This window comes from Paenibacillus shenyangensis (genome assembly GCF_000346635.1).
GTDB classification, from domain to species: Bacteria; Bacillota; Bacilli; order Paenibacillales; family Paenibacillaceae; genus Saccharibacillus; species Saccharibacillus dauci.
Window position 1 is genome coordinate 65,303 of record NZ_AOIG01000025.1, and the last position, 21,144, is coordinate 86,446.

Annotated in this window: 19 protein-coding genes; 10 read left to right on the forward strand and 9 right to left on the reverse strand. The window is 47.5% G+C overall.

Features of this window, described 5'->3' with window-relative positions; translation table 11 throughout:
• Positions 1–55: 55 nt before the first annotated feature.
• Both dapD and H065_RS0119685 read right to left on the reverse strand, forming a co-directional pair.
• Entirely contained in the window at positions 56–769 is a 714-nt protein-coding gene (gene dapD, locus H065_RS0119680; protein ID WP_017814804.1) for a 2,3,4,5-tetrahydropyridine-2,6-dicarboxylate N-acetyltransferase, read from the reverse strand.
• Between the two features lie 268 nt (positions 770–1,037).
• Positions 1,038–1,979: an NmrA/HSCARG family protein gene (locus H065_RS0119685; protein ID WP_017814805.1), complete on the reverse strand. Its 942-nt coding sequence runs from the start codon at positions 1,977–1,979 to the stop codon at positions 1,038–1,040.
• 187 nt (positions 1,980–2,166) lie between these two features.
• Here H065_RS0119685 and H065_RS0119690 point away from each other — a divergent pair, with 187 nt between their 5' ends.
• Complete coding sequence (locus tag H065_RS0119690; RefSeq protein WP_017814806.1) at positions 2,167–2,754, forward strand: TetR/AcrR family transcriptional regulator; 588 nt, start codon at positions 2,167–2,169, stop codon at positions 2,752–2,754.
• 41 nt (positions 2,755–2,795) lie between these two features.
• Positions 2,796–4,040 carry a S41 family peptidase gene (locus H065_RS27170; protein ID WP_017814807.1) on the forward strand — a complete coding sequence of 415 codons (1,245 nt, stop codon included), beginning with the start codon at positions 2,796–2,798 and terminating at the stop codon, positions 4,038–4,040.
• Between the two features lie 34 nt (positions 4,041–4,074).
• Here H065_RS27170 and H065_RS0119700 read toward each other — a convergent pair whose 3' ends face one another.
• Both H065_RS0119700 and H065_RS0119705 read right to left on the reverse strand, forming a co-directional pair.
• Positions 4,075–5,412: a hypothetical protein gene (locus tag H065_RS0119700; protein ID WP_017814808.1), complete on the reverse strand. Its 1,338-nt coding sequence runs from the start codon at positions 5,410–5,412 to the stop codon at positions 4,075–4,077.
• 216 nt (positions 5,413–5,628) lie between these two features.
• Positions 5,629–6,279, reverse strand: a complete 651-nt coding sequence (locus H065_RS0119705; protein WP_017814809.1) for a hypothetical protein — start codon at positions 6,277–6,279, stop codon at positions 5,629–5,631.
• A 487-nt stretch (positions 6,280–6,766) separates the two neighbouring features.
• Here H065_RS0119705 and H065_RS0119710 point away from each other — a divergent pair, with 487 nt between their 5' ends.
• Together H065_RS0119710 and H065_RS27735 are read left to right on the forward strand one after the other, a co-directional pair.
• Positions 6,767–7,264: a hypothetical protein gene (locus H065_RS0119710; RefSeq protein ID WP_017814810.1), complete on the forward strand. Its 498-nt coding sequence runs from the start codon at positions 6,767–6,769 to the stop codon at positions 7,262–7,264.
• A gap of 162 nt (positions 7,265–7,426) precedes the next feature.
• Complete coding sequence (locus H065_RS27735; RefSeq protein WP_152425939.1) at positions 7,427–7,609, forward strand: hypothetical protein; 183 nt, start codon at positions 7,427–7,429, stop codon at positions 7,607–7,609.
• A 114-nt stretch (positions 7,610–7,723) separates the two neighbouring features.
• Here the strand turns inward: H065_RS27735 and H065_RS0119720 are convergent, their stop codons facing one another.
• Both H065_RS0119720 and H065_RS0119725 read right to left on the reverse strand, forming a co-directional pair.
• Entirely contained in the window at positions 7,724–8,794 is a 1,071-nt protein-coding gene (locus H065_RS0119720) for a branched-chain amino acid aminotransferase (protein ID WP_017814812.1), read from the reverse strand.
• 221 nt (positions 8,795–9,015) lie between these two features.
• Positions 9,016–9,753: a cyclase family protein gene (locus tag H065_RS0119725; RefSeq protein ID WP_017814813.1), complete on the reverse strand. Its 738-nt coding sequence runs from the start codon at positions 9,751–9,753 to the stop codon at positions 9,016–9,018.
• A 434-nt stretch (positions 9,754–10,187) separates the two neighbouring features.
• Between H065_RS0119725 and H065_RS0119730 the strand changes: the two genes are divergently transcribed.
• On the forward strand, positions 10,188–11,018 hold the full coding sequence (locus tag H065_RS0119730; RefSeq protein ID WP_017814814.1) for a class I SAM-dependent methyltransferase: 831 nt from the start codon (positions 10,188–10,190) through the stop codon (positions 11,016–11,018).
• Positions 11,019–11,152: 134 nt separating this feature from the next.
• Here H065_RS0119730 and H065_RS0119735 read toward each other — a convergent pair whose 3' ends face one another.
• Positions 11,153–11,743, reverse strand: a complete 591-nt coding sequence (locus H065_RS0119735) for a YjgB family protein (protein WP_017814815.1) — start codon at positions 11,741–11,743, stop codon at positions 11,153–11,155.
• Between the two features lie 432 nt (positions 11,744–12,175).
• Between H065_RS0119735 and H065_RS0119745 the strand changes: the two genes are divergently transcribed.
• The 5 genes from H065_RS0119745 (at position 12,176) to H065_RS0119775 (ending at position 17,897) form a co-directional block, all read left to right on the forward strand.
• Positions 12,176–13,687: an NAD(P)H-binding protein gene (locus H065_RS0119745; RefSeq protein WP_017814817.1), complete on the forward strand. Its 1,512-nt coding sequence runs from the start codon at positions 12,176–12,178 to the stop codon at positions 13,685–13,687.
• A 208-nt stretch (positions 13,688–13,895) separates the two neighbouring features.
• Complete coding sequence (gene pepT, locus H065_RS0119750) at positions 13,896–15,125, forward strand: peptidase T (RefSeq protein WP_017814818.1); 1,230 nt, start codon at positions 13,896–13,898, stop codon at positions 15,123–15,125.
• A gap of 139 nt (positions 15,126–15,264) precedes the next feature.
• Entirely contained in the window at positions 15,265–16,386 is a 1,122-nt protein-coding gene (locus H065_RS0119760; protein WP_017814820.1) for a 5-methyltetrahydropteroyltriglutamate--homocysteine S-methyltransferase, read from the forward strand.
• Positions 16,387–16,441: 55 nt separating this feature from the next.
• Positions 16,442–16,708, forward strand: coding sequence for a YkgJ family cysteine cluster protein (locus H065_RS0119765; RefSeq protein ID WP_017814821.1), 267 nt, complete (start codon positions 16,442–16,444; stop codon positions 16,706–16,708).
• Positions 16,709–17,060: 352 nt separating this feature from the next.
• Positions 17,061–17,897, forward strand: coding sequence for a methyl-accepting chemotaxis protein (locus H065_RS0119775; protein ID WP_017814823.1), 837 nt, complete (start codon positions 17,061–17,063; stop codon positions 17,895–17,897).
• A 179-nt stretch (positions 17,898–18,076) separates the two neighbouring features.
• Here the strand turns inward: H065_RS0119775 and H065_RS26445 are convergent, their stop codons facing one another.
• On the reverse strand, positions 18,077–19,288 hold the full coding sequence (locus H065_RS26445) for a GGDEF domain-containing protein (RefSeq protein ID WP_017814824.1): 1,212 nt from the start codon (positions 19,286–19,288) through the stop codon (positions 18,077–18,079).
• 127 nt (positions 19,289–19,415) lie between these two features.
• Positions 19,416–20,969 (reverse strand): gluconokinase, encoded by a 1,554-nt coding sequence (gene gntK, locus H065_RS0119785; protein WP_017814825.1) that lies wholly within the window; start codon positions 20,967–20,969, stop codon positions 19,416–19,418.
• Positions 20,970–21,144: the final 175 nt, after the last annotated feature.

The following is a 21,144-nucleotide window of genomic DNA, read 5'->3' on the forward strand; positions in this document are numbered from 1 at the left end:
GGTCATCAGACCATTTGGTGCTGCTTGTCTGACGCTTCCTCTGTCATATATCCAATTACAGGGTACGCAGATCCTGCAGAATCTCTGTTTTGGATTTCGTTTTGTCGTCGACCTGTTTGATCACGCGTGCAGGTGTGCCTGCGACTACGGAGAATGCAGGTACGTCTTGGGTTACAACAGCTCCAGCTGCTACAACAGCGCCTTCACCGATACGTACGCCTTCCAGAACAACTACATTGGCACCGATCAGTACATCGTCTTCTACGACAACCGGCTGCGCACTAGGCGGCTCGATCACGCCAGCCAGGACAGAACCTGCACCGATGTGACACATTTTACCAACTTGAACGCGTCCACCCAGAACAGCGCCCATATCGATCATTGTACCTTCACCGATTACAACACCGATGTTGATTACTGCGCCCATCATGATAACCGCATTGTCGCCAATGGATACCATTTCACGGATAAATGCGCCCGGCTCGATACGTGCATTGATGTTCTTCATGTCCAGCAGCGGAATCGCGGAATTACGACGATCGCTCTCGATCACATGATCTTCGATCTGTGCGCTGTTCTCAGTCAGTACGCCCTGAATATCCGCCCAGTCGCCAAAAATAACACCGGTGTTGCCGGTGATGAATGTCTGCACGCCCTCTGGGAAAGTCAGACCGTCCAGCTGGCCTTTGAGGTATACTTTGACTGGCGTTTTCTTTTTGCTTGTTTTGATCAGGTTAATAATTTCGTGCGTGTTCATCTCGGTAGACATGTGCAGATGACAGCTCCTTTTTCTCAAATAATCGTGCTCCCGTATGTATAACTCTACGCTACGGTGTGCCTGTATTCATATCATATGGCATAGCCTTATGTGAATATATTCGTGTATGCTTGGTTCCAGGTCGGAACTACATCATTTATAGCATACATCAAGGATTGCCCGCAATTGATCCATGATATTTACACCAAATGTTTATACAGATAGTACATAATTCTGCAGATTATACCGTATGTGCAGCGCAGTCCAATACCTGATCCTGTTAAAAGGGAAAAGAATCCTTATGACGAGTAATCCAATCCTCCAGGGTTTGCATAGCAGGATTAAGCTGCTTGCTTTGTTCCAGATTGCGTGCCCCACAATATTCTTCTTCAAAATCGTGATAAAATTGATACGTGTTGGCCAGAATACTTAATTCCAATGCTTCTGAATGACGGAAGACACGATCCTCTACCGCATGGTAATGAACCTTTTGATTCAACACCTGGCTAAAGGCAGCTGCCATCTCTTGTCCTGTTAAATGCCCGCCTGCAATACCTACCGTTTGTCCAATATATTCATCCCCGCTTTTAAAAATTCCGTATGCGCATCGTCCAATATCTTCAGCGCCAATACCTGGCAACTTACGCTGCCCCATTGGCAGAGTTAGCGAAAGCACCCCGTCTGTATTCAAAGTCGGCCCCATACCGGGATAGAGAAAGTTCTCCCAATAGAAAGAAGTCAACAGAAATGTGGTTGGAATATTACGACGAATAAATTCATGATTCCCGGCTGCTTTCCCTTCTGCTTGAGGAAGTTTATGCTTTCCCATAACTGTAGGAATCCGTTCATCATCCAGCGATACAAGTTGGAGAGGATCATCCAGAGTCGACCAAATCACATGCTGAAGCTCTGCTTCTTTGGCAGCTTCCGCCATATTCGCAATCTGCTCCAATTCTTTTTCCGGAGTACCCAGTTCTCCAAAGTTTGTTACACAAAAAGCACCATATGCTCCCTCAAAAGCAGCTTTTATACTGGCTGGATCACTCAGGTTAGCCTGGACAATTTCTGCACCCTGTCTGCCAAGCTCCAACGCTTTTTCGGATTGTGGGTTCCGGACAAGCGTTCGCAGCCGAAAAGGGCTGTCCGGATCATGAAGAATGGCTCGGGCCAATCCTCCTCCTTGTGTACCCGTAGCACCTACAACAGCAATTATTTTTTTCATATGATTAAAACCTTCTTTCGTCATAAGATAGACCTATATAAAATACAAGTGTTGTTTATATGGCTCTTGCTCAATATAATCAAATGAATATTGCTATTCAATATTCAATATTTCGCGTTTTGAATGATAACATGCATATCAGACGAATCTGTCGTTTAACTTCAAAAATAGAAAGGAAAATTAATGTATGGTTGTTAAAACAGACCTGCGAATTGTCCGTTCCAGGCACTCCATCCGTAAAGCATTTGCTGAACTGCTGAATGAAAAAGGGTACGATGCGATTACGATTCAAGATATCGCAGACAGAGCAATGATTAACCGTAATACTTTTTATTCCCATTATCAAAATAAACCAGAGCTTCTTAATACATGTATAAACGAACTGTTAGAAAATGTAGGAAAAGCCGTTATGATTTGCCCCAATGATGAAATGCCGGTCAGTTTAAAAAGAATGGAAACCATAGCAGAACTTATTCTAGAAAATATTTCCAGCCATCTGTACTTTTATAAAGCGCTTTTAACAGAGGAAAAACAGGTTCACGGGTTTCAGACCAAAATGGAGGAGATTATACAGAGTACCATGAACGAAAAATGGGAAAATCATGAAATCTCTAAAGACTTATTAATCCAGTACACCGTATCTGCTTTTATGGGTACTGTCATCTGGTGGATTAAAAATGACCTCTGCCTTACTCCAAAACAATTGGCTTCTCAATTTTGCAGAATCTTTGCATATGGTCATTTATATGCTGCCGGTATTGCGTTAACAGAGTAAAAAGAATATACCGTCCAAAATGTGGACAGTGGAGGCGAATCATGAAGCACCCCAGTCCTGGCAAAACTATCATTAGAATCTTTTTTATCCTTCTTATACTGCTTCTACTGTCTATCTATATCCATTACAGATACTGGTACAATAACTGGAAAACCGATCTGGCAGTCATAGAACAGCAGTACATTCACCAAGATATTCAGCTGGATCATGATACGGATAGAGCGAATACTTTCATTCGTCAATTAAATACTCTCACTAACAAATTGCCTTCCTATTATCCTGATGATGATCAGGTAAAAATCGGTATTATGCAGGCATTGACCAGAGTCGGTCAGCTTCATAACTCTATCCAATTCAGCCAGACCACTAACATGCTGCCATTTCGCCTTTACCTCCAGGATAGCAAATTGTATGTGATAGCCGCTTCATCTGCCTACCAGCAGGTCATGTATACCGAACTGACCGATATCAATGGTCACCCGGCTGCCCGGATTATAGAGCAGCTCAGACCCCTTATCCCTCATGATCACGAGCAGGATTTAAGAGGACTGATTCCTTCTTATGTGCTGCTTCCGGATATTTTGCATGGACTGCATATCATTACAAACAAGCAGCAGATTCCACTCACCTTCCTGGACAAGCAAGGTACTGTCATTCACCTAACTGCTGCCCCTATACCGATAAGCCATATGAGAGAGACAGTACGTTCACCGGCGACACTTTCACCTGCTCCAGCTTCTGATCATCAGTATAATTACAGTTTTACTATAATGGATAACGAACATACCCTCTATATGAATTATAAGCTCTGCGCCGATGATCCCAGTAATCCGGCGACTCAGTTCATCATGGATGTGCAGGATCGTATTCATAATCTGGAGATATATAAATTTATTATTGATCTAAGAGGCAACTCAGGCGGAGATGAGAACGTGATGCTTCCTCTATTTGATATTCTAAAAAACTCACCATCGATCAGTCAGCGAATTATCGTGTTGGTAGATCGATATACTGCTTCTTCGGCTATGTTTCATGCAGTAACCTTACGCAATGAACTGCACGCGACCATTATCGGAGAACCTGCAATGGGCGATCCCAATGCACCCGGAGACATCCTGCCATTTACCTTGCCGAACAGCCAGCTAACTATATATTATTGTACGCAGGACTTTCAACGTGCAGCCTATTCTATTGTAGAACCGGACATTCATGTATTGTATACAGTGGATGATATGCAAAAAGGAAATGATCCTGTACTCCAAAAAGCATTACACTACGACAAATAAAGGCTACCGATTCAGCACGGTAGCCTTTGGCGTCTCAAAATGTTGTTACAGAGCGATTGGCAGCATACACATCTTGAGTCACTTCATTTGCTTGATTTCCATACACATTACCAGTTACTGAAGTGTTGGGATCTTTTCCATTAATAATCACTTCATTCACACTGACATATCTGCCTGTCGTTTTCACATGAATCTCAAATTCGTGGTAATAGCCTGGTTTGACGGGAATTGTCTCCAGATACACGATACCATCGCCGCCGGGATCACGAACTGTTGTCTTCAGCTGACCAATCGGAATGTCTCCCGTATTCCAGTCCCATCCGGACGTAATTGTATATTCATCTTCTCGCACACCGGATCGGTCCAGAGCTACAGGAGAGTACTGGGTAACAATTTGAACACTTTCTATATAGGTTGGATTGCGGAAGAAATAGAGAGAAAGCGAACCATCATCATTAGGCGGATAATTGGGATTAGTATAATACCATGACGTATAAATATCTCCATCAAAAGCATCGTTTGGCGTCAAGTTCAGATCACTGTAATACGGCCAGACGCCACCCCTTGTTCCTTCAGGCAAGGTTTTGGCGATTTTACTCGATTTGGGTACAACCGACAGTTCTTTGGAGTAATATATTTTACCCTGGACGTTGGCGGCGATTTTAAAATAATACTTCTTGTCATTCACTAGATTATATACACGCGTCCCCAGATATCCTCTCCATGGCGCAATGACTTTATCCGTGTACACGCCGGGCTGAGTTCCGTAATAGATGACGGTCTGGTTGGCAAAACCTTCATGCTCCCACGTCAAAAATGCCCCACCACTCAATTGAGAGACTGTAGCATTATCAAATGTAGGCTCTGTTCCTTGCGTCAGATAGAGTTCGTTGATCGATACAAATGCAGTATTACTGGAGTCCATCGAGATCAGGACACCGCCATACGTTCCTTCCAGAACCGGGATTCGTTCCAGCACCGTCGCCTTGCCGTCTTCGCGGTATTCTACCGTACGAGAAGCACGTCCAATTTCTTCCCAGCGGTTGCCATTCAGTCCGTAGATCAGATAGCTGAATGTACTCGTCGGATAAGAAGTCGCTGCAATCTCAATTCCGTTCATTTTGATATCCTGGTTAAAAACAAAGCTTATTACCCCGCTGTTGCGTCCTGCATTCCACGCGGTAGCCAGATTACCATCCGCAGCCATTTGGGGAGTGCTGCCCGGTAACGTGTTGTGTGCGCTGATCAGACTTTTGGCGGGTACATCGACTCTTTCGTAATCATTCTGCTCCGCGTGCACCGTTCCAAGCGGTATATAAGGCACCAACAGACAAAGCATACACAAAGCGATACACACGACACGCCAATTCATTAATAACCCCTCCTTTATAGTATAAAGATTCAATTCATTATATAGCGGTGTTACGTGAATTTAATACATTTATTTGTAAAATTTCCATAATTAATTTATACGCAGATCTGCTTAGTTAAATTATGAATAACATTGGCCTCTATAAAAAGAACTCCACATCCCTTAAAGAACAATGGAGTTCCTTTCAATTCATTTATTGTTCCCGGCTCTATACCATCAATTTATTTCAACAGCTGTCCCCGCTTCTATATTCATCAGGAAATGGATCGGTTTTAAAGGGTCTTCTCTGGCCGGCATAATCTTTTCTGTCGTGCTTACTATGTATTGATTGCTCTGATCTGTTGGTTTCATTGTGATCCAGCCTGTTTCTTCTCCTTCGGTATACGCCACTGAATAGGCAGATCCCATACCGATCGGCACTTTAATTGTCTGTTCTTCGCCAGTTGCCCTATTTTTGAGATAGACACGTTCGGAGGAATTGCGCTGTGTACCATTCACAATCTCCAGTCGGTACTCATACTTTCCATCTGTGGTTATCCTGGTCTCATCTGCACTAACATGATCTGTTAACCAGCCCACCGTGCTCGTATTACTAATGCCAACAAAGGACAACAGTAAAATGATGGCTGATATTATCACCGGAACCAGCGTACGCAGCCAATCTGTAAACACTCTTGTGTAAAACAGATTATACCCGCCGATAATAATCAGACCGATCAGCGGAATGCCTACTACGATCAACATAATAGTCTCCACCAGATCAACCGCTCCCTGAAAAGCTCCTGTTGCTCCGAGTACCATCCATAGCAGCGTCAGAATGCCAACAGCAAGCACTGCACCATACGCTATCTTCAGAATCTTCTGCATAAGCGCCTCCTTTTTCTAAATGTATAGCTATATCATATCGTCTCTTGTCCGTATAAAAAAGGGATCTGTACCAAACACTGACATCTACGATCTGAACGCATCTACGTCTGAATATATTCGATACACACGATGTTGAAACGGATGGACTACTTTTCACTTCGTATTCTGGTGCTGTTTATTGTCCTTGTCTATTTTTGCTACTGCCAGTATCAAGATCCTTTCACTCATGAAAGTTTGATACTAGAATTTATGATACTAGGTATCAACATCTATTCAATGGATACACGCTATAAACCCTTTAATAGCAAGGATTTTTAGCTATTCCATACCACACACTCTCCTTTTAATAATACTATTTTTGATACTTCATAACAGTATTAATACTTAGTATCATTAGTATTAATACTACTTGATACAGTATTAATACTGTGTTAATATATCAAAAAGAATGATGTTTAACATCCGACTTCTCCCTGGGGGTTCCATTATGTATCAGAAAAATTCCAACGCCGAGAGTATACGTAATCACGTGCTTCGTTATTTGCAAAAAGAAGGCAAAACCGGGTTCGCTGTTATCCGTAAATACCTGGAGCAGCTGCCCGAAAATTATAGTGATGGTTCGATCATTGGTGCACTGCGCACAATCGCTGATCGTGAACCACGTATCGTGAAGATCAAAGAAGGCACTGCTGCGTATTACGATCTGGCTGAGAATCAGACACAGGTACAGGCACAGACTTCTGTATCGTCCTCTTCTATTCGGGAACTGAATATATCTGTTCCGCAGGTGGAGCAGAATCCGCATACGGTGTTGATCCAGGAGATCGAACAGCTGATTATTGATCTGAATATGAAGACTCAGGAACTCAATATTCTGATGCTCGAAGGCAAAGCGAACGACCGGGATGCCTACTATATGGGACTCGCTATCAAAGCGAATGAGCTGCAGACGATCGTCCTGCAGAATAAACTGACCAAAGCATGAGAAAAAGCTTTTGACTCTATAGCGTTATAGAATCAAAAGCTTTTTGTGTTGTAAGGAACAGCTGGGAATTGTAATCAGAGGATAGCTATTATATGGTTGGGAGAAGATAAACCAGATGTAAGACCATACGATTTGTCTAATTCATCAAGGACGGGAGCGCAAATGAATAAAAAAGCGAAAAGTATTATCGCATCCATTGTAGCGGTTTCCAGTTTGTTAGCTGTAAGCTCAATACTGATCAACCAAAAGTCAGCCCCTGCACCTGCCACGTTGAATAAGACTTCACCTGATCCTGATCCTGATCAAATCGGCTTGGTCTCTTCCAGTGAACCGGCTTCTTTTTAGCATAAAAGGTAGTAAGCAAAAAAGGTAGGATTCCGCTGCTGTGAGCGAATCCTACCTTTTGCCATTCCACTTCATACGTATATCAAACCGTATTCGTTATTTCATGGTTTTGCTTTATTTTACTTCCAGTGCCCAGCCAAATGGATCTTCCACTGCGCCTTTCTGGATACCGGTCAGTGTCTCATACAGCTTGGCAGACAGTTCGCCTGTCTTGCCTTCGTTGATGATCAGCTTCTCGCCTTGCCAGTTCAGCTCACCGATCGGAGAAATAACCGCTGCTGTACCGGTACCAAAAGCTTCTTCCAATTTGCCGGAACGAGCGGCTTCTTCCAGCTCATCAATAGACAGCTGGCGTTCTTCTACCGGAATATCCCAATGCTTGAGCAGCTGGATGATTGAATCGCGGGTAATCCCGTGCAGGATACTGCCGTTCAGCGCCGGTGTAACGACGGTGCCGTCGATTTTGAAGAAGACGTTCATACTGCCGACTTCCTCGATATATTTGCGGTGTACGCCGTCCAGCCACAGCACCTGGGAATAGCCCAGCTCGGTTGCGCCTTCCTGCGCTTTGAGACCTGCTGCGTAGTTGCCGGCTGTTTTCGCCATGCCTACGCCGCCGGGAACAGCACGTACATACTTGGATTCCACGTAGATTTTGACCGGGTTAATCCCTTCAGCATAATAAGCGGCTACCGGGGACAGAATGATCATGAATTTGTACTGCAGGGATGGAGCTACACCCAGTGCCGCCTCAGTTGCAATCACAAACGGACGGATATACAGGGACGTACCTTCACCTTCGGGAATCCATTCTTTGTCGATCAGTACCAGCTGACGCAGTGCTTCCAGTGCCAGTTCCGGATCAATCTCGGGAATGCTCAGACGCTCGTTGGACAGGTTCAGACGCTCGATGTTTTTGGTCGGGCGGAACATGAGTATACGTCCATCTTCAGTCAGGTACGCTTTCAGACCTTCAAAAATCGTCTGTCCGTAGTGGAATACCTTGGCTGCAGGGTCCATGCTGATATTTTGATAAGGAACGATACGAGGATCGTGCCATCCTTGTCCATGATCGTAGTCCAGAATGAACATATGATCTGTAAATTTACTGCCGAATACCAGACCTTCTGTTACAGGTTTTGCTTTCGGGCTTGTTGTCTTTTCGATTTTGATATCGATCGTCATGGTCATGTCTCCTTAACAGGCATTACTTGGGATTGGTTTCATTAAATCATATCACTTTTTACAGAGTATCGAAAATAGCTAAATGCAATAACTTTATAGCCACCGGTTTGGCATGTGTCGTCTTCATCCATACCGGAACCGGTTTATACCTCACAGCGAACATGATTCCACTGAATTTTGACCATACATCCCTATCGATCCAGACACACTAATCCAGTCGCTTATGGCAAAATGGCAAATGAGCGCACCGGGAAGCCGGATGCTTTTTCCGCTTTGGGGACAATGTTGAAAATAACAGCGCCTGTCGGTGGAACAAGATCCAGATTATTCAATAGTTCGACCTGATATGTATCCTGATCCAGCACATAATATTCACCGAGCAGCGCTCCATTACGGGTATAATCTGCAGCGGCATCGGTATCAAACGTCTCATGACCGACCGCTTTGATCCCACGTTCCCGGAACAACAGCTCCAGTGCTTCGATCGACCAGCCGGGGGCATGGTTATTGCCCTGCTCGTCCTTGTTCTCGAACTTTTCCTGACTCGGCCAGCGCTTGCTCCAATCGGTGCGCAGTGCCACGAAGCTCCCGGATGCGATCCGTCCATGCTCCGACTCAAAGGCTTCAATATCTGCTGCAGTCAGTCTGTAATCTGCATCGGCCGCAGCTTCGGCCGATTTGTCGATCACGACCAGCGGCAGGACAAGTTCCTTGAGCTCCAGCTCTTCCAGATAACGGGCATCCCGGACAAAATGAATGGGTGCATCCAGATGCGTTCCGTATTGTCCCGCAAAACTGAACTGCTGAGCGAAAAATCCATCGTTATGATCGAACATGGTCTTGAATTCCGCCGCCGGAAATGCGGCAAAATGCGGCGAATCCGGACCAAAGGTATGGGTTAGATCCACCCATGTTTTACTTTTGATCAGCTGCATCGCTTGCAATAATTCGTTGGACATGATCGGCACCTCTTTCCTGATTTCAAGCTGCTGCGCTGGACATGATCCTGCACGTCTGTCACAGGAGACAGATTCGGAATAACTCCATCTGTCTTCCAACTTCTGGGGCAGCCGGTTTGTCCCAGTATAGCGCCGATATTTTCCAGGCGTCAATCTGCTAAGCGCCGATATATGCGAGCAGCGGCAGCTTACGTGTATCGTGATCAGTACAGGAATTCGGCGTTATCTTATTCCAGGAATCGCCTGCTAATGCTCCCTTTACACAGGTATGATATACTCGTCTCAATTTAAGAAATCAGTTCAACCTATCATCATCCCATCACCAGGTCATTCACCGATATGAATCTGCTCGGTTGTCATGGAATCAAATTGGTTTTCATTAGTAGAAGAGTATCAGTAATAAGGACCTGCGATTCGCCAAAGGAGGACTCATTATGAATATCCCGGAACACAATTCGAGGAACAATATTGACCGATTTAACGGATTTCAGGAATTATATGACCAGCATCGTCCACAGGCGCCCGGTATGGTCGTCGATCTGCTGACCAACTATTTGCAAAAACGCCCTTCTCTGGTCGTCGATGTAGGCTGCGGGACCGGTTTGTCCACGCTGATCTGGCAAGGACGCGCTGCACGGGTGATCGGCGTGGAGCCGAATGAAGACATGATCACTGTCGCCCGGCGCAAGCTGGAACAGCAGGGAGATACGGATCGTATCACCTTTGAACAGGGATATTCCAATCAGCTGCCTGTCGAGCAGGGAGCTGCCGATATTATTACCTGCTCCCAGTCCTTTCACTGGATGGAGCCGGTAAGTACACTGCAGGAAGCAGCGAGAGCGCTCACGACAGGCGGCGTATTTGCAGTATATGATTGCGACTGGCCGCCTACGATCAACTGGCAACTGGAGCGGGAATATGAGCATTTGATCCGTCTCTCCGACCGGCTGATCGAGCAGCATGCCGATCCGGACAAGACTGCCGTCAAGCGTGATAAAAGCCAGCATCTGCAGCTGCTTGAGGATAGCGGACATTTCCGCTTTACCCGGGAGATCGTCTTCCACCATACGGAGCCGTGCAGTGCGGAGCGATATACTGGAATTCTGCTTAGCCAGGGCGGTATTCAGGCAGCATTAAAACTGGGAACAGCCGCGCAGCATCTGGAATCGGAGATCGCGGTATTTCAGGCGATGGCAGACGACTTTTTCCGCGGCGGTGTTATCAATATATTGTTCAGCTACCGGATGAGACTCGGGATCAAATAACGGTGATACATCTGCAAGTCGGCATAGGTTGTCGATGAATTCAGAATATTCGAAGTATAAGCTATTCCACACAATAAAAAAGCCTGCAAACAGAGAGTATCTGCTTGCAGGTTTTTTATTAAATATCGAGGCAATCAGGCCTTAATCAGATTGATATGATCCAGATCGGTGCTGCTGTTGAAAATGAACTCCAGCTTGTAATCCCCACGGATATAGGTCATCTTGGTCTGCTTGTTCGCTCCGCTGCCGATTGTAGTTGTGGATGCAGGTGCATACCACTGCTGGCGCAGCAGCTTCATTGTGATACCGCCGATATTCGTCTGGCGCTCCACATTGGTACCAAAGTAGCGAATCTCGTTTAGTACATTGTTTTTATTATAATGAAAGGCATAACCGGGATGCCCCATATTGGCGGTGTACTGGTCGTATCCGCTGGCATTTTTGCGCGGCACTTCAGCGGCGCCCAGGCGATCCAGCACTTCATCTCTTGTCGTCTTGCCGACGGTGTATGCATTCATGTCTCCAGGGAATTTCCCTTTGAGTGCAGGCTTATAAAAGCTATTCAGGTTCTGCAGCACCAGCTTCTGCGTATAGCTGCTCTCTGCCGCTTCGGCATGATGCACAGGCGCCAGTACAGCGTATCCTGCTCCTACTGCGCCCAGCGCTGTTGTGCCGGCGATCGTCGCAGCCAGTATTCCTTTTCGTACAGATAAATGACGTAACATATTGCATTCCTCCTTGGCATTGCCTGAAATGGAGCTGCATGATACAGCAGATAGACCAACTGCTAATCATCCGGACTGCAGCTCTTGTCATGACGCGCCATCTTGTCTGGCATCGTCACAGGGTATCTGTTACAGCTATCTACTAGACGAACCCTTATCCCTAAAAGTTACCCTTCTGACGTCTAAGAATAACAGAATAGTATTCATACTTTAACATATCCGCTTCACCGCTAGCTGTCTGATCCTATGACACTTCCCGAAGTTCCGGCTGCTCTGCCTGCTTCGGTACAGCATGGTATGTATCTGAGCAATGCCCGGTTAGCACTGCCTCAAACAGGGTATTGAAAAGCAATATGTTTTTTCGTGCCGGAGTACAGTCTGGACTGTCTCCCCTGATTAATCACGGCTATTCTGAGAAACCGAGGTGTCTGTATGAATCCTGTTAACCACTCTGCTGCGGAACCGTCCTTTACTACCCGCCGTCCCAAAATCGTACTCACCGGAGCAACCGGCTATATTGGTCACAATATGCTCCAGCAGCTCGTACGTGACTATGATGTGATTGCGCTGTCCCGTCATGAGCGCAAGGACCACAATAATGAACATGTAGAATGGCGTGCCTGTGAGCTGTTCTCCATGTCTGAAGCGGATGAATGTCTGGAAGGCGCAGACTATGCCATCTATCTGGTTCATTCCATGATGCCGACCGCCAAGCTGACCCAGGCCAAATTCGAAGATATGGATGTTATTCTGGCGGATCACTTCGCACGGGCTGCCCGCAAAAATGGAATCAAGCAGATCATTTACCTGAGCGGCATCATCCCGGAAAATGTACCGCGGGAGCAGTTGTCCCGCCACTTGCGCAGTCGTCTGGAGGTGGAGCAGGTGCTAGGTTCCTACGGTGTACCGGTTACCACGATTCGCGCCGGACTGATCGTGGGACCGCAGGGCTCTTCTTTTCCAATATTGGCACGACTGGTTCGCAGATTGCCGATTATGACACTGCCGGAGTGGACTCGTACCATGACCCATCCGATTGCCCTGTCGGACGTACTGAATGCGATCCAGCAGAGCATAGGCAGTCCACAGCTGTATAACCGTGCTATTGATGTGGGTGGTCCCGATGTGATGACCTATAAGCAGATGATGGAAAAAACTGCTGAAGTGATGCACAAGCGTCGTACCTTTATCGATATTCCGCTGCTGACGATCGGTCTGTCGAGACTATGGGTCACTCTGGTCACTCAGATGCCGCGCGAGATGGTCTATCCGCTGGTCGAGAGTCTGGCTCACCCGATGGTTGCCCATAAGGACCACCATGTACCGGGCATCAGCGATGGCAAGGTGACTTTTGAAGATGCAGCCCGGATCGCTCTGGAACAGGAATCACAGGAACAGCACAAGCAGAAAACAAAGCCTGCCAAACAGGCCCAAACGTCTTCCTCATCTGCTCCGGCGGTATCGGATGTGCGCTCCATCCAGCGTGTACTTATACCCGAAGGGAAAAATGCACGCTGGGCCGGCAGTTATTATATGGAATGGCTGGGACGCTTGCTGCCGGGTATCGTACGTACCGAGCAGGATCAACCCGGTCATTACCGCGTATATGTGCGATTTCTCCGCAAACCGATCCTGGAGCTGACGTTCTGTCCGGAGCGCAGTGATGCAGGAAGTGCCGTGTATTATATTACCGGCGGCGCCTTTGCCCGTATCAAGGAGACGCATGAAGGACGACTGGAGTTTCAGCAGATTCCCGGTACTCAGGAATGCGTAATCGCAATTCATGATTATTTGCCATCGCTGCCATGGTTCCTGTACAAATTCACGCAGGCCCGTGTGCATCTGCTGGTTATGCATGCTTTTCGCAAACATCTGCTGCGCCTGGGTGCTTCGGATCGTCAGGATCATCCGGCATCCGCTTCCCAGCCGTCCAGCTCACAGTAACCATAGCCTTTAGCCAGGGATAACGCGATTCGTGTTATCCCTTTTTGGTGCAGGTTTATCGAAAGATAACAGGGGAGCTTCGCAGCCCACTTCTGCTATACGATACCATCCATGCAGTGAACTTATCCGTTACCATCATCGAACTTATGCTAAAATGACAAAATAAGATTCAACCATCTGCTACTTACCGAGAGGAGTCTGACCCGTCTTGAAAAATGAACTGATTGAACGCCTGACCTCCTATGTCCAAATCGATACCCAATCCAATGAAGATAGCGACACTTGCCCTTCCACACCCGGCCAGTGGGATCTGCTGCGCCAGCTGGTGCAGGAGCTGAACACGATCGGCATGGAGGATGTGACACTTGATGATAACGGTTATGTGATGGCTACTCTGCCGTCCAATACCGACAAGGATGTACCGGTAATCGGCTTTATGGCCCACGTGGATACAGCGACTGATTTTACCGGCAAAAATGTAAAACCACAGCTGGTTGATTACCATGGCGGAGATATCCTGCTGAATCAGCAACACGGTATTGCATTGTCTCCGCGAGACTTCCCGGAGCTGGAAGGCTATCACGGTCATACCCTGATGACGACAGACGGCACGACCCTGCTGGGCGCAGACAACAAAGCCGGCATCGCCGAGATTATGACTGCGATGCATCATCTGATCCGCAATCCGGAGATCAAGCACGGCAAGATCCGGGTCGCCTTTACCCCAGATGAAGAAATCGGACGCGGTCCGCACAAGTTCGATGTGGCTGCCTATGGCGCGCAGTATGCCTACACGGTAGACGGCGGTCCACTGGGCGAACTGGAATACGAGACATTCAACGCAGCTGCCGCTAAAGTCATCTGCAAAGGAACCAATGTACACCCCGGCACAGCCAAAGGCAAAATGATCAACGCGACCAAAATCGCCATGGAGCTGCACCGCCGTCTGCCGGTAGAAGAAGCACCTGAATTTACAGATGGTTACGAAGGATTCTATCATCTGATGTCGATTCATGGTGATGTGGAGCAGACACAGCTCTCCTACATTATTCGTGACTTTGACCGTGAAGCTTTTGAACACAAGAAAAATACACTGACCAGCATCGTGCACGAATTCCGCCAGACGTATGGAGAAGATAGCATCCTGCTGGAGATGAATGATCAGTATTACAATATGCGCGAGAAGATCGAGCCGGTGATGCATATCGTCGATACTGCTGAACAGGCGATGAAGAATCTGGGCATCCCGCCACATATCACGCCGGTACGTGGTGGTACGGATGGTGCGCAGCTCTCGTATATGGGACTGCCAACACCAAATATCTTCACCGGTGGCGAGAATTACCATGGTAAATACGAGTATGTCTCGGTCGACAATATGGTCAAAGCAACTACCGTTATTGTGGAAATCTGCCGATTGTTCGAAGAACAGGCCTAATCATTGATGCAATGTGCAGCTGAGGTTGGAGTAACCGCCTCAGCGTGCTGCTTCTGGCAGAACGACCGTTTACATCCCATGCAAACTCTGCTACCATGCAATATAATATTATTCCCATCCAGAAAGTAGGTTATGTATAATGACTTCTTCTCCATCTTCCCTGCTGCGTACGACTGCGCCTTTTCGTGCAGATCATGTAGGCAGTCTGCTTCGCACCGATAAAATCAAGCAAGCACGTCTTCAGCAATCTGCTGGTGAGATTAACGCCCAGCAGCTGCGACAGATCGAAGACGAAGAAATTCGCCGTATCGTAGCCAAACAGGAAGAAATCGGCCTGCAGTCTATTACCGACGGTGAATTCCGCCGTGCCTGGTGGCATTTTGACTTCCTGGAAAATCTGGATGGCGTTGAGGCTTTTGAGTCGGATAAAGGTATCCAGTTCCATGGGGTAACGACCAAAGCACGTGGCATCAAAGTAACCGACAAAATCGATTTTACCGGTCATCCGCATCTGGATGATTACAAATTCCTGCACAGTGTTGTCAGCCCGGATCGTACCGCAAAAATGACGATTCCAAGCCCCAATATGCTGCAATTTCGTGGTAAAATCGAATCCGATCTGTATGCGGATAGCGACGTATTGCTACACGATCTTGGGCTTGCCTACCAAAAAGCACTTCGTGCCTTTTACGATGCAGGTTGCCGTTATCTGCAGCTGGATGATACATCATGGGCAGCCTTTTTCTCCGAAGAAGCCAAAGCCAAGCTGCGTGCAGAGGGCAAAGATCCGGATCGCATGCTCGCCGATTCCGTCAAACTGGTGAATCTGGCTGTAGCTGACCGTCCGGACGATATGGTTATTACAATGCATATTTGCCGTGGTAACTTCCGCTCAACCTGGACGGCTTCCGGTGGTTATGACGGTGCAGCCGATGCCATTATGGATCAGCTGAATCTGAACGGTCTGTTCATGGAATTCGACGATGAACGCTCCGGTTCACTCGATGTACTGCGCCATGTGAAGCGCCGTGATCTGCAGATCGTACTCGGTCTGGTTACTTCCAAGCACGGAGCGCTGGAGAGCGTGGACGAGATCAAGCGCCGGATCGACGAAGCCGCCAAATATGTAAACCTGGATCAGCTGTGCCTGAGTCCGCAGTGCGGATTCGCCTCCACCGAGGAAGGCAATCTACTGACCGAAGAACAACAATGGGAAAAGCTGCGCCATGTCATCCAGATCGCCGAGGATGTATGGAAATAAAACAGTCATGACTGGCAGCCCATCCCGCATCATGAACCCGACAGGAGAGATTACGATGGAATGCCGTCCCGGCTGTGCAGCATGCTGCATTATTATATCCATATCCTCACCGATTCCCGGCATGCCACAGGGCAAGCCTGCAGGAACCCCATGTATTCATCTGACTTCCGAGCGCCGATGCGGTCTGTTTGGACAGCCGGAACGCCCGGAGGTATGTGGAGGTCTTGCAGCATCCCTGGAAATGTGCGGCACATCGGATGATTATGCCTTTGCCTATCTGGAAGAGCTGGAACGTCTGACTGCGCCAGAGATGCAGTCATAGAAGCACTACGGATGTGAATGCTGTAAATACGGCTTGGCTGCAGGCAGGATCTGCTTTTGTAGACAAGTATTGCTTTTTGAAGAGCGGTTGGACTTTGGTCTGCCGCTCTTTTTGCTTTGTATTCATAATCACAAAAACTTTTTCGCTTCCTTTATTAACGTATTTGGCATATTATTGATGCAAACAAGACGTTTTGACAGCTTATATCATATTATTACCTATTTATATTTTCATATTATGGATAAATCATACTATTATCCATATATTACTAATCGTAAGCTGCTAAATATTAATCTGTCCCTCGCCGATAAATAGAAAATGTACTGTATTCGAACGAAAAGGACGGGATAAAATGAGTATCGTTAATGCTCTGATTAGTGTAATTCCATACTTCACCAAAGGTCTGCGCGAAAAAGCTGCAGTCTCCGTATATGACCACGAGAAAATTCTGTTCTACGAACAGCTGGGAGACTTTAACCTGGGCTACTCGGCAGGCAGTCCCCTGGATCCAAGCTTCCTTAATTTTAACGGTGTAAAAGATAAACGCAACACGTCCATCTCCTTCTTCCCGGCGGAAGTATTCGGCTATCCGCTGGAAGGCATCTCGGTACCTATTATCGAAGACAACAAGCTGGTTGCCATGTTCAATGTATTCTATGAGCAGACAACAGCCCTGAACTTGGACAAAATTGTAGATGAGAGCCGCTCGATCTCCAACAGTCTGGTCGATATGGTCCAGCATGTCGCTGCCCATGCCGAAGAACTGCAGGCCACCAGCGAGCAGATTCTGCAAAACAGCAAAACTACCGTTCAAAAGTCTTCCAAAATCAATGAAGTTGCGACGCTGATCAAGGAAATATCTGAGCAGACGAATCTGCTGGGTCTGAATGCAGCGATCGAAGCAGCTCGTGTCGGCGAACTGGGTGCCGGATTCGGCGTTGTTGCGACCGAAGTCCGCAAGCTGTCCGTCAATGCCAAGCAGGCGACCGGTGATATCGAGACGGCGCTGCGCGATGTGCAGGAATCGATCCGCAATATGGAGCGGGAGATCGAACAGATCACTTCTTCCTCCAAAGAGCAGGCCACGCTGGTCAGTTCCTTTACCGATGTGATTGAGCGTCTGCATAATACGAGTGCTACGATGCAGTCACTTGCTGACAATCTGTACCACTATTCCACCAAAAAATAAATCGTTATCCTGTCTTCCAGCTATATGGTCATAGGTAGGCGCAGTTATCTGCAGGATATCCTATAGACCCACCGTATGACGGAAAGTAAAACCATACAAATACAAAAAGACGCTCTGATTCACAGAGCGTCTTTTTGTATTATACGATTGATCCATCCCACCCGATTATACGAGCTTACTTATTGATTAGACTGCTGTACAGTCTCTATCGTATCGGTCTGCGGCACATGCACAGCAACCCGATTGCGTCCGGCACGCTTGGCCTTATACAGTGCCTGATCACTCAGCACGTACAGTGTATCCAATTGAATATCGGCTGCTGCCCGTACGGTCACTACACCCAGACTGATCGTGTACGCTACTGGCAGTATGTCCGAGAGATTATCGGCAATTGTCCGTCTTAACGCTTCTGCCCATTCGGCAGCTTCACGCTCATCTGTATCCGACAGCAGCACAGCAAATTCATCTCCACCATATCGACCAAACAGGTGATTCTCGGCAGGGAAACGGGATAGGCACTCTTTGACCCGGTTTGCCATATCCATCAATACACGGTCTCCCGTAAAATGACCATATGTATCATTAATGGTCTTGTAAGCATCCACATCAAACAAAATAAATGAGACCAGCTTCCCCTGCCGGGCCAGCTTATGGATATGATTACGACTCTGTATGATAAAAGTACGCCGGTTGAACACACCGGTCATCTCGTCATAACTCGCCATCCGCAGCAGATCCGCATCGGCCTGTTCCTTGGACAACAAGACAAAACCGATGTTGCCCAGAATCATAATCAGATAGAGCGCAATAAAGGAAAATGTCTGATACAACCCCACCGTGAAGAGTCCTGCATGTGCGCCCAGCTGCAGAGCTGCTACTGCCCGTGACACCAGACTGATAGCAACTACACCGTACAGATAGCCCACCAGCCTTTTCAGCGGAGAAGCCTGCGGCTCGCGGGTCATCCGATAGACCGGATATATCAGGAACACAGTCGTCCCAATCGAAGCATAGACAATCCGTGTACTTTCGGATACACCAACCATATAAATGACTGCAAAACCAACTACACAGATGATCATATACAGGAAATGCCAGCGTCTTGCCCTGCGTGTAAATACCTGCTGTAAAATCAGCAGTGCTGCCGTCTCCATGGCTGCACCGATAAACAAAAGCGTATTGGCGAGCACGATAGACATTATCTCCGGCAGTGCACTACGGAAAATCAGCATCGCCCAGGCAATCGCCTGAAGCCATTTGGCGAGAATAAATATGTTGACCGAACGGTCCTTGACCGAAGAACGACGATAAGCAGTAATCAGAATGACAGTGAAAATATGACCAAATATCAGGGACATGAATACCGTTTTCATATCCAGATTAAAATCCACGTTACCACCACAACCTTACTGTTGTCTGACAACTATACGAGAATTACATCCGAGAATAGCTGTTTGACCCAGTATAGCATTTTCAAGAAGTCTGGATAAGAGGATTTATTATCCTTTTGGTCTATTCTCAGGCTTCACCCATACTATTCTGGAATTCGGCAATCGCGCTGTACTGCTGCTCCAGACTGCGGAAAATAGAAATATAGATCGGCAGTAGCTGATGATAGACATGGGTAGCTGCAGGTTCCGGCTCATGACTATGGGTAGAACCGATCATTCCGGAGACGATATCCAGCGATTCGATACGACCGGTACCATACAGTCCCAGTACCACGGCACCGAGACAGGAGCTCTCAATACTTTCCGGCACAATGACTTCCTGGTCGAAAATATCCGCCATCATCTGGCGCCATAATGAGGAACGAGCAAATCCACCGGTCGCATGAATACGGGCCGGACGACCGATCTGTTCTTCCATAGCCAGCATAACCGTATACAGGTTGAAAATAACCCCTTCCAGCACCGAGCGGATCATATGCTCTTTGCGGTGCTTCATCGTCAGCCCGATAAAGGAACCACGTGCATCCGGATTCCACAATGGTGCACGCTCGCCGGTCAGATACGGGTGGAACAGCAATCCATCCGAACCCGGACGTACCTGCTCGGCGATCCGCGTCAGCACATCATAGGAATCGATACCAAGGCGCTTGGCCGTCTCTACTTCCGAAGCAGCAAATTCATCGCGTACCCAGCGGAACAGCATCCCGCCATTGTTAACAGGACCACCGATAACCCATTTGTCCTCGGTCAGTGCATAACAGAAAATGCGGCCTTTGGGGTCAGTTACCGGCTGATCCACTACAGTACGAATCGCTCCGCTCGTGCCGATCGTTACTGCAACCACTCCCGGTTCGATAGCGCCTACTCCCAGATTGGACAATACCCCGTCGCTGGCACCCACGATAAATGGTGTTGTTAGCCCCAGCTTCATCTCGGCTGCAGCCTCTGCATGCAATCCCTCGATCAGATGGGTTGTCGGTACGAGTGTAGATAGGCGATCCGCTGTAATACCAGCCAGTTGCAGCGCCTCTCGATCCCAGTCCAACTGCTTGAGATTGAGCATGCCGGTACAGGATGCGATAGAATGATCGACAATATACTGACCGAACAGACGGAAAAATACATATTCCTTGATCGAAATAAATTTGGCGGTCTGATCAAAAATCTCGGGATGTTCTTCTCGCAGCCAGATCAGCTTGGTCAATGGAGACATTGGATGAATCGGTGTTCCGGTACGCATGTAGATCTCGTGTCCGTTCCATTCTTCCTTGAGCTTGCGGGCATAGGGAGCGCTGCGATTGTCCGCCCAGGTAATGCAGCGAGTCAGCGGTGTTCCATCCGAATCGACAGCAATCACACTGTGCATCGCCGAGCTAAAAGAGACTAACAGAATATCGTCTGCGGCTGTACCACTCTGTTCCATGACGCCGGCAATGGTATGCAGTACGGCCCGGTAAATCTCATCCGGGTCCTGTTCCGCCGTTGCTGTAGTAGGCGTATGCAGCGGATAGCCGATATTCGCTGAAGTTACGACGGTTCCATCCTGTTCAAAAAGTACCGACTTGGTACTGGTCGTTCCGATATCTACACCGATCATTCGTTTCATTGTGGAGTCTGTCATGGTTATCAACCTCTTTTCTTGTAAATGGGTGCCTATGAGAGTAGCAATGGCACCAGTGCATGGAAGGTGTCTCTGCTTATGCACGAGAGATGTGCATGGTAGATAGCCGAACAGATAAGGCTAGCGCCTATACGCAGTAAAGCAGAACGGGGAGAATGTATCTTCCCGCTCTGCT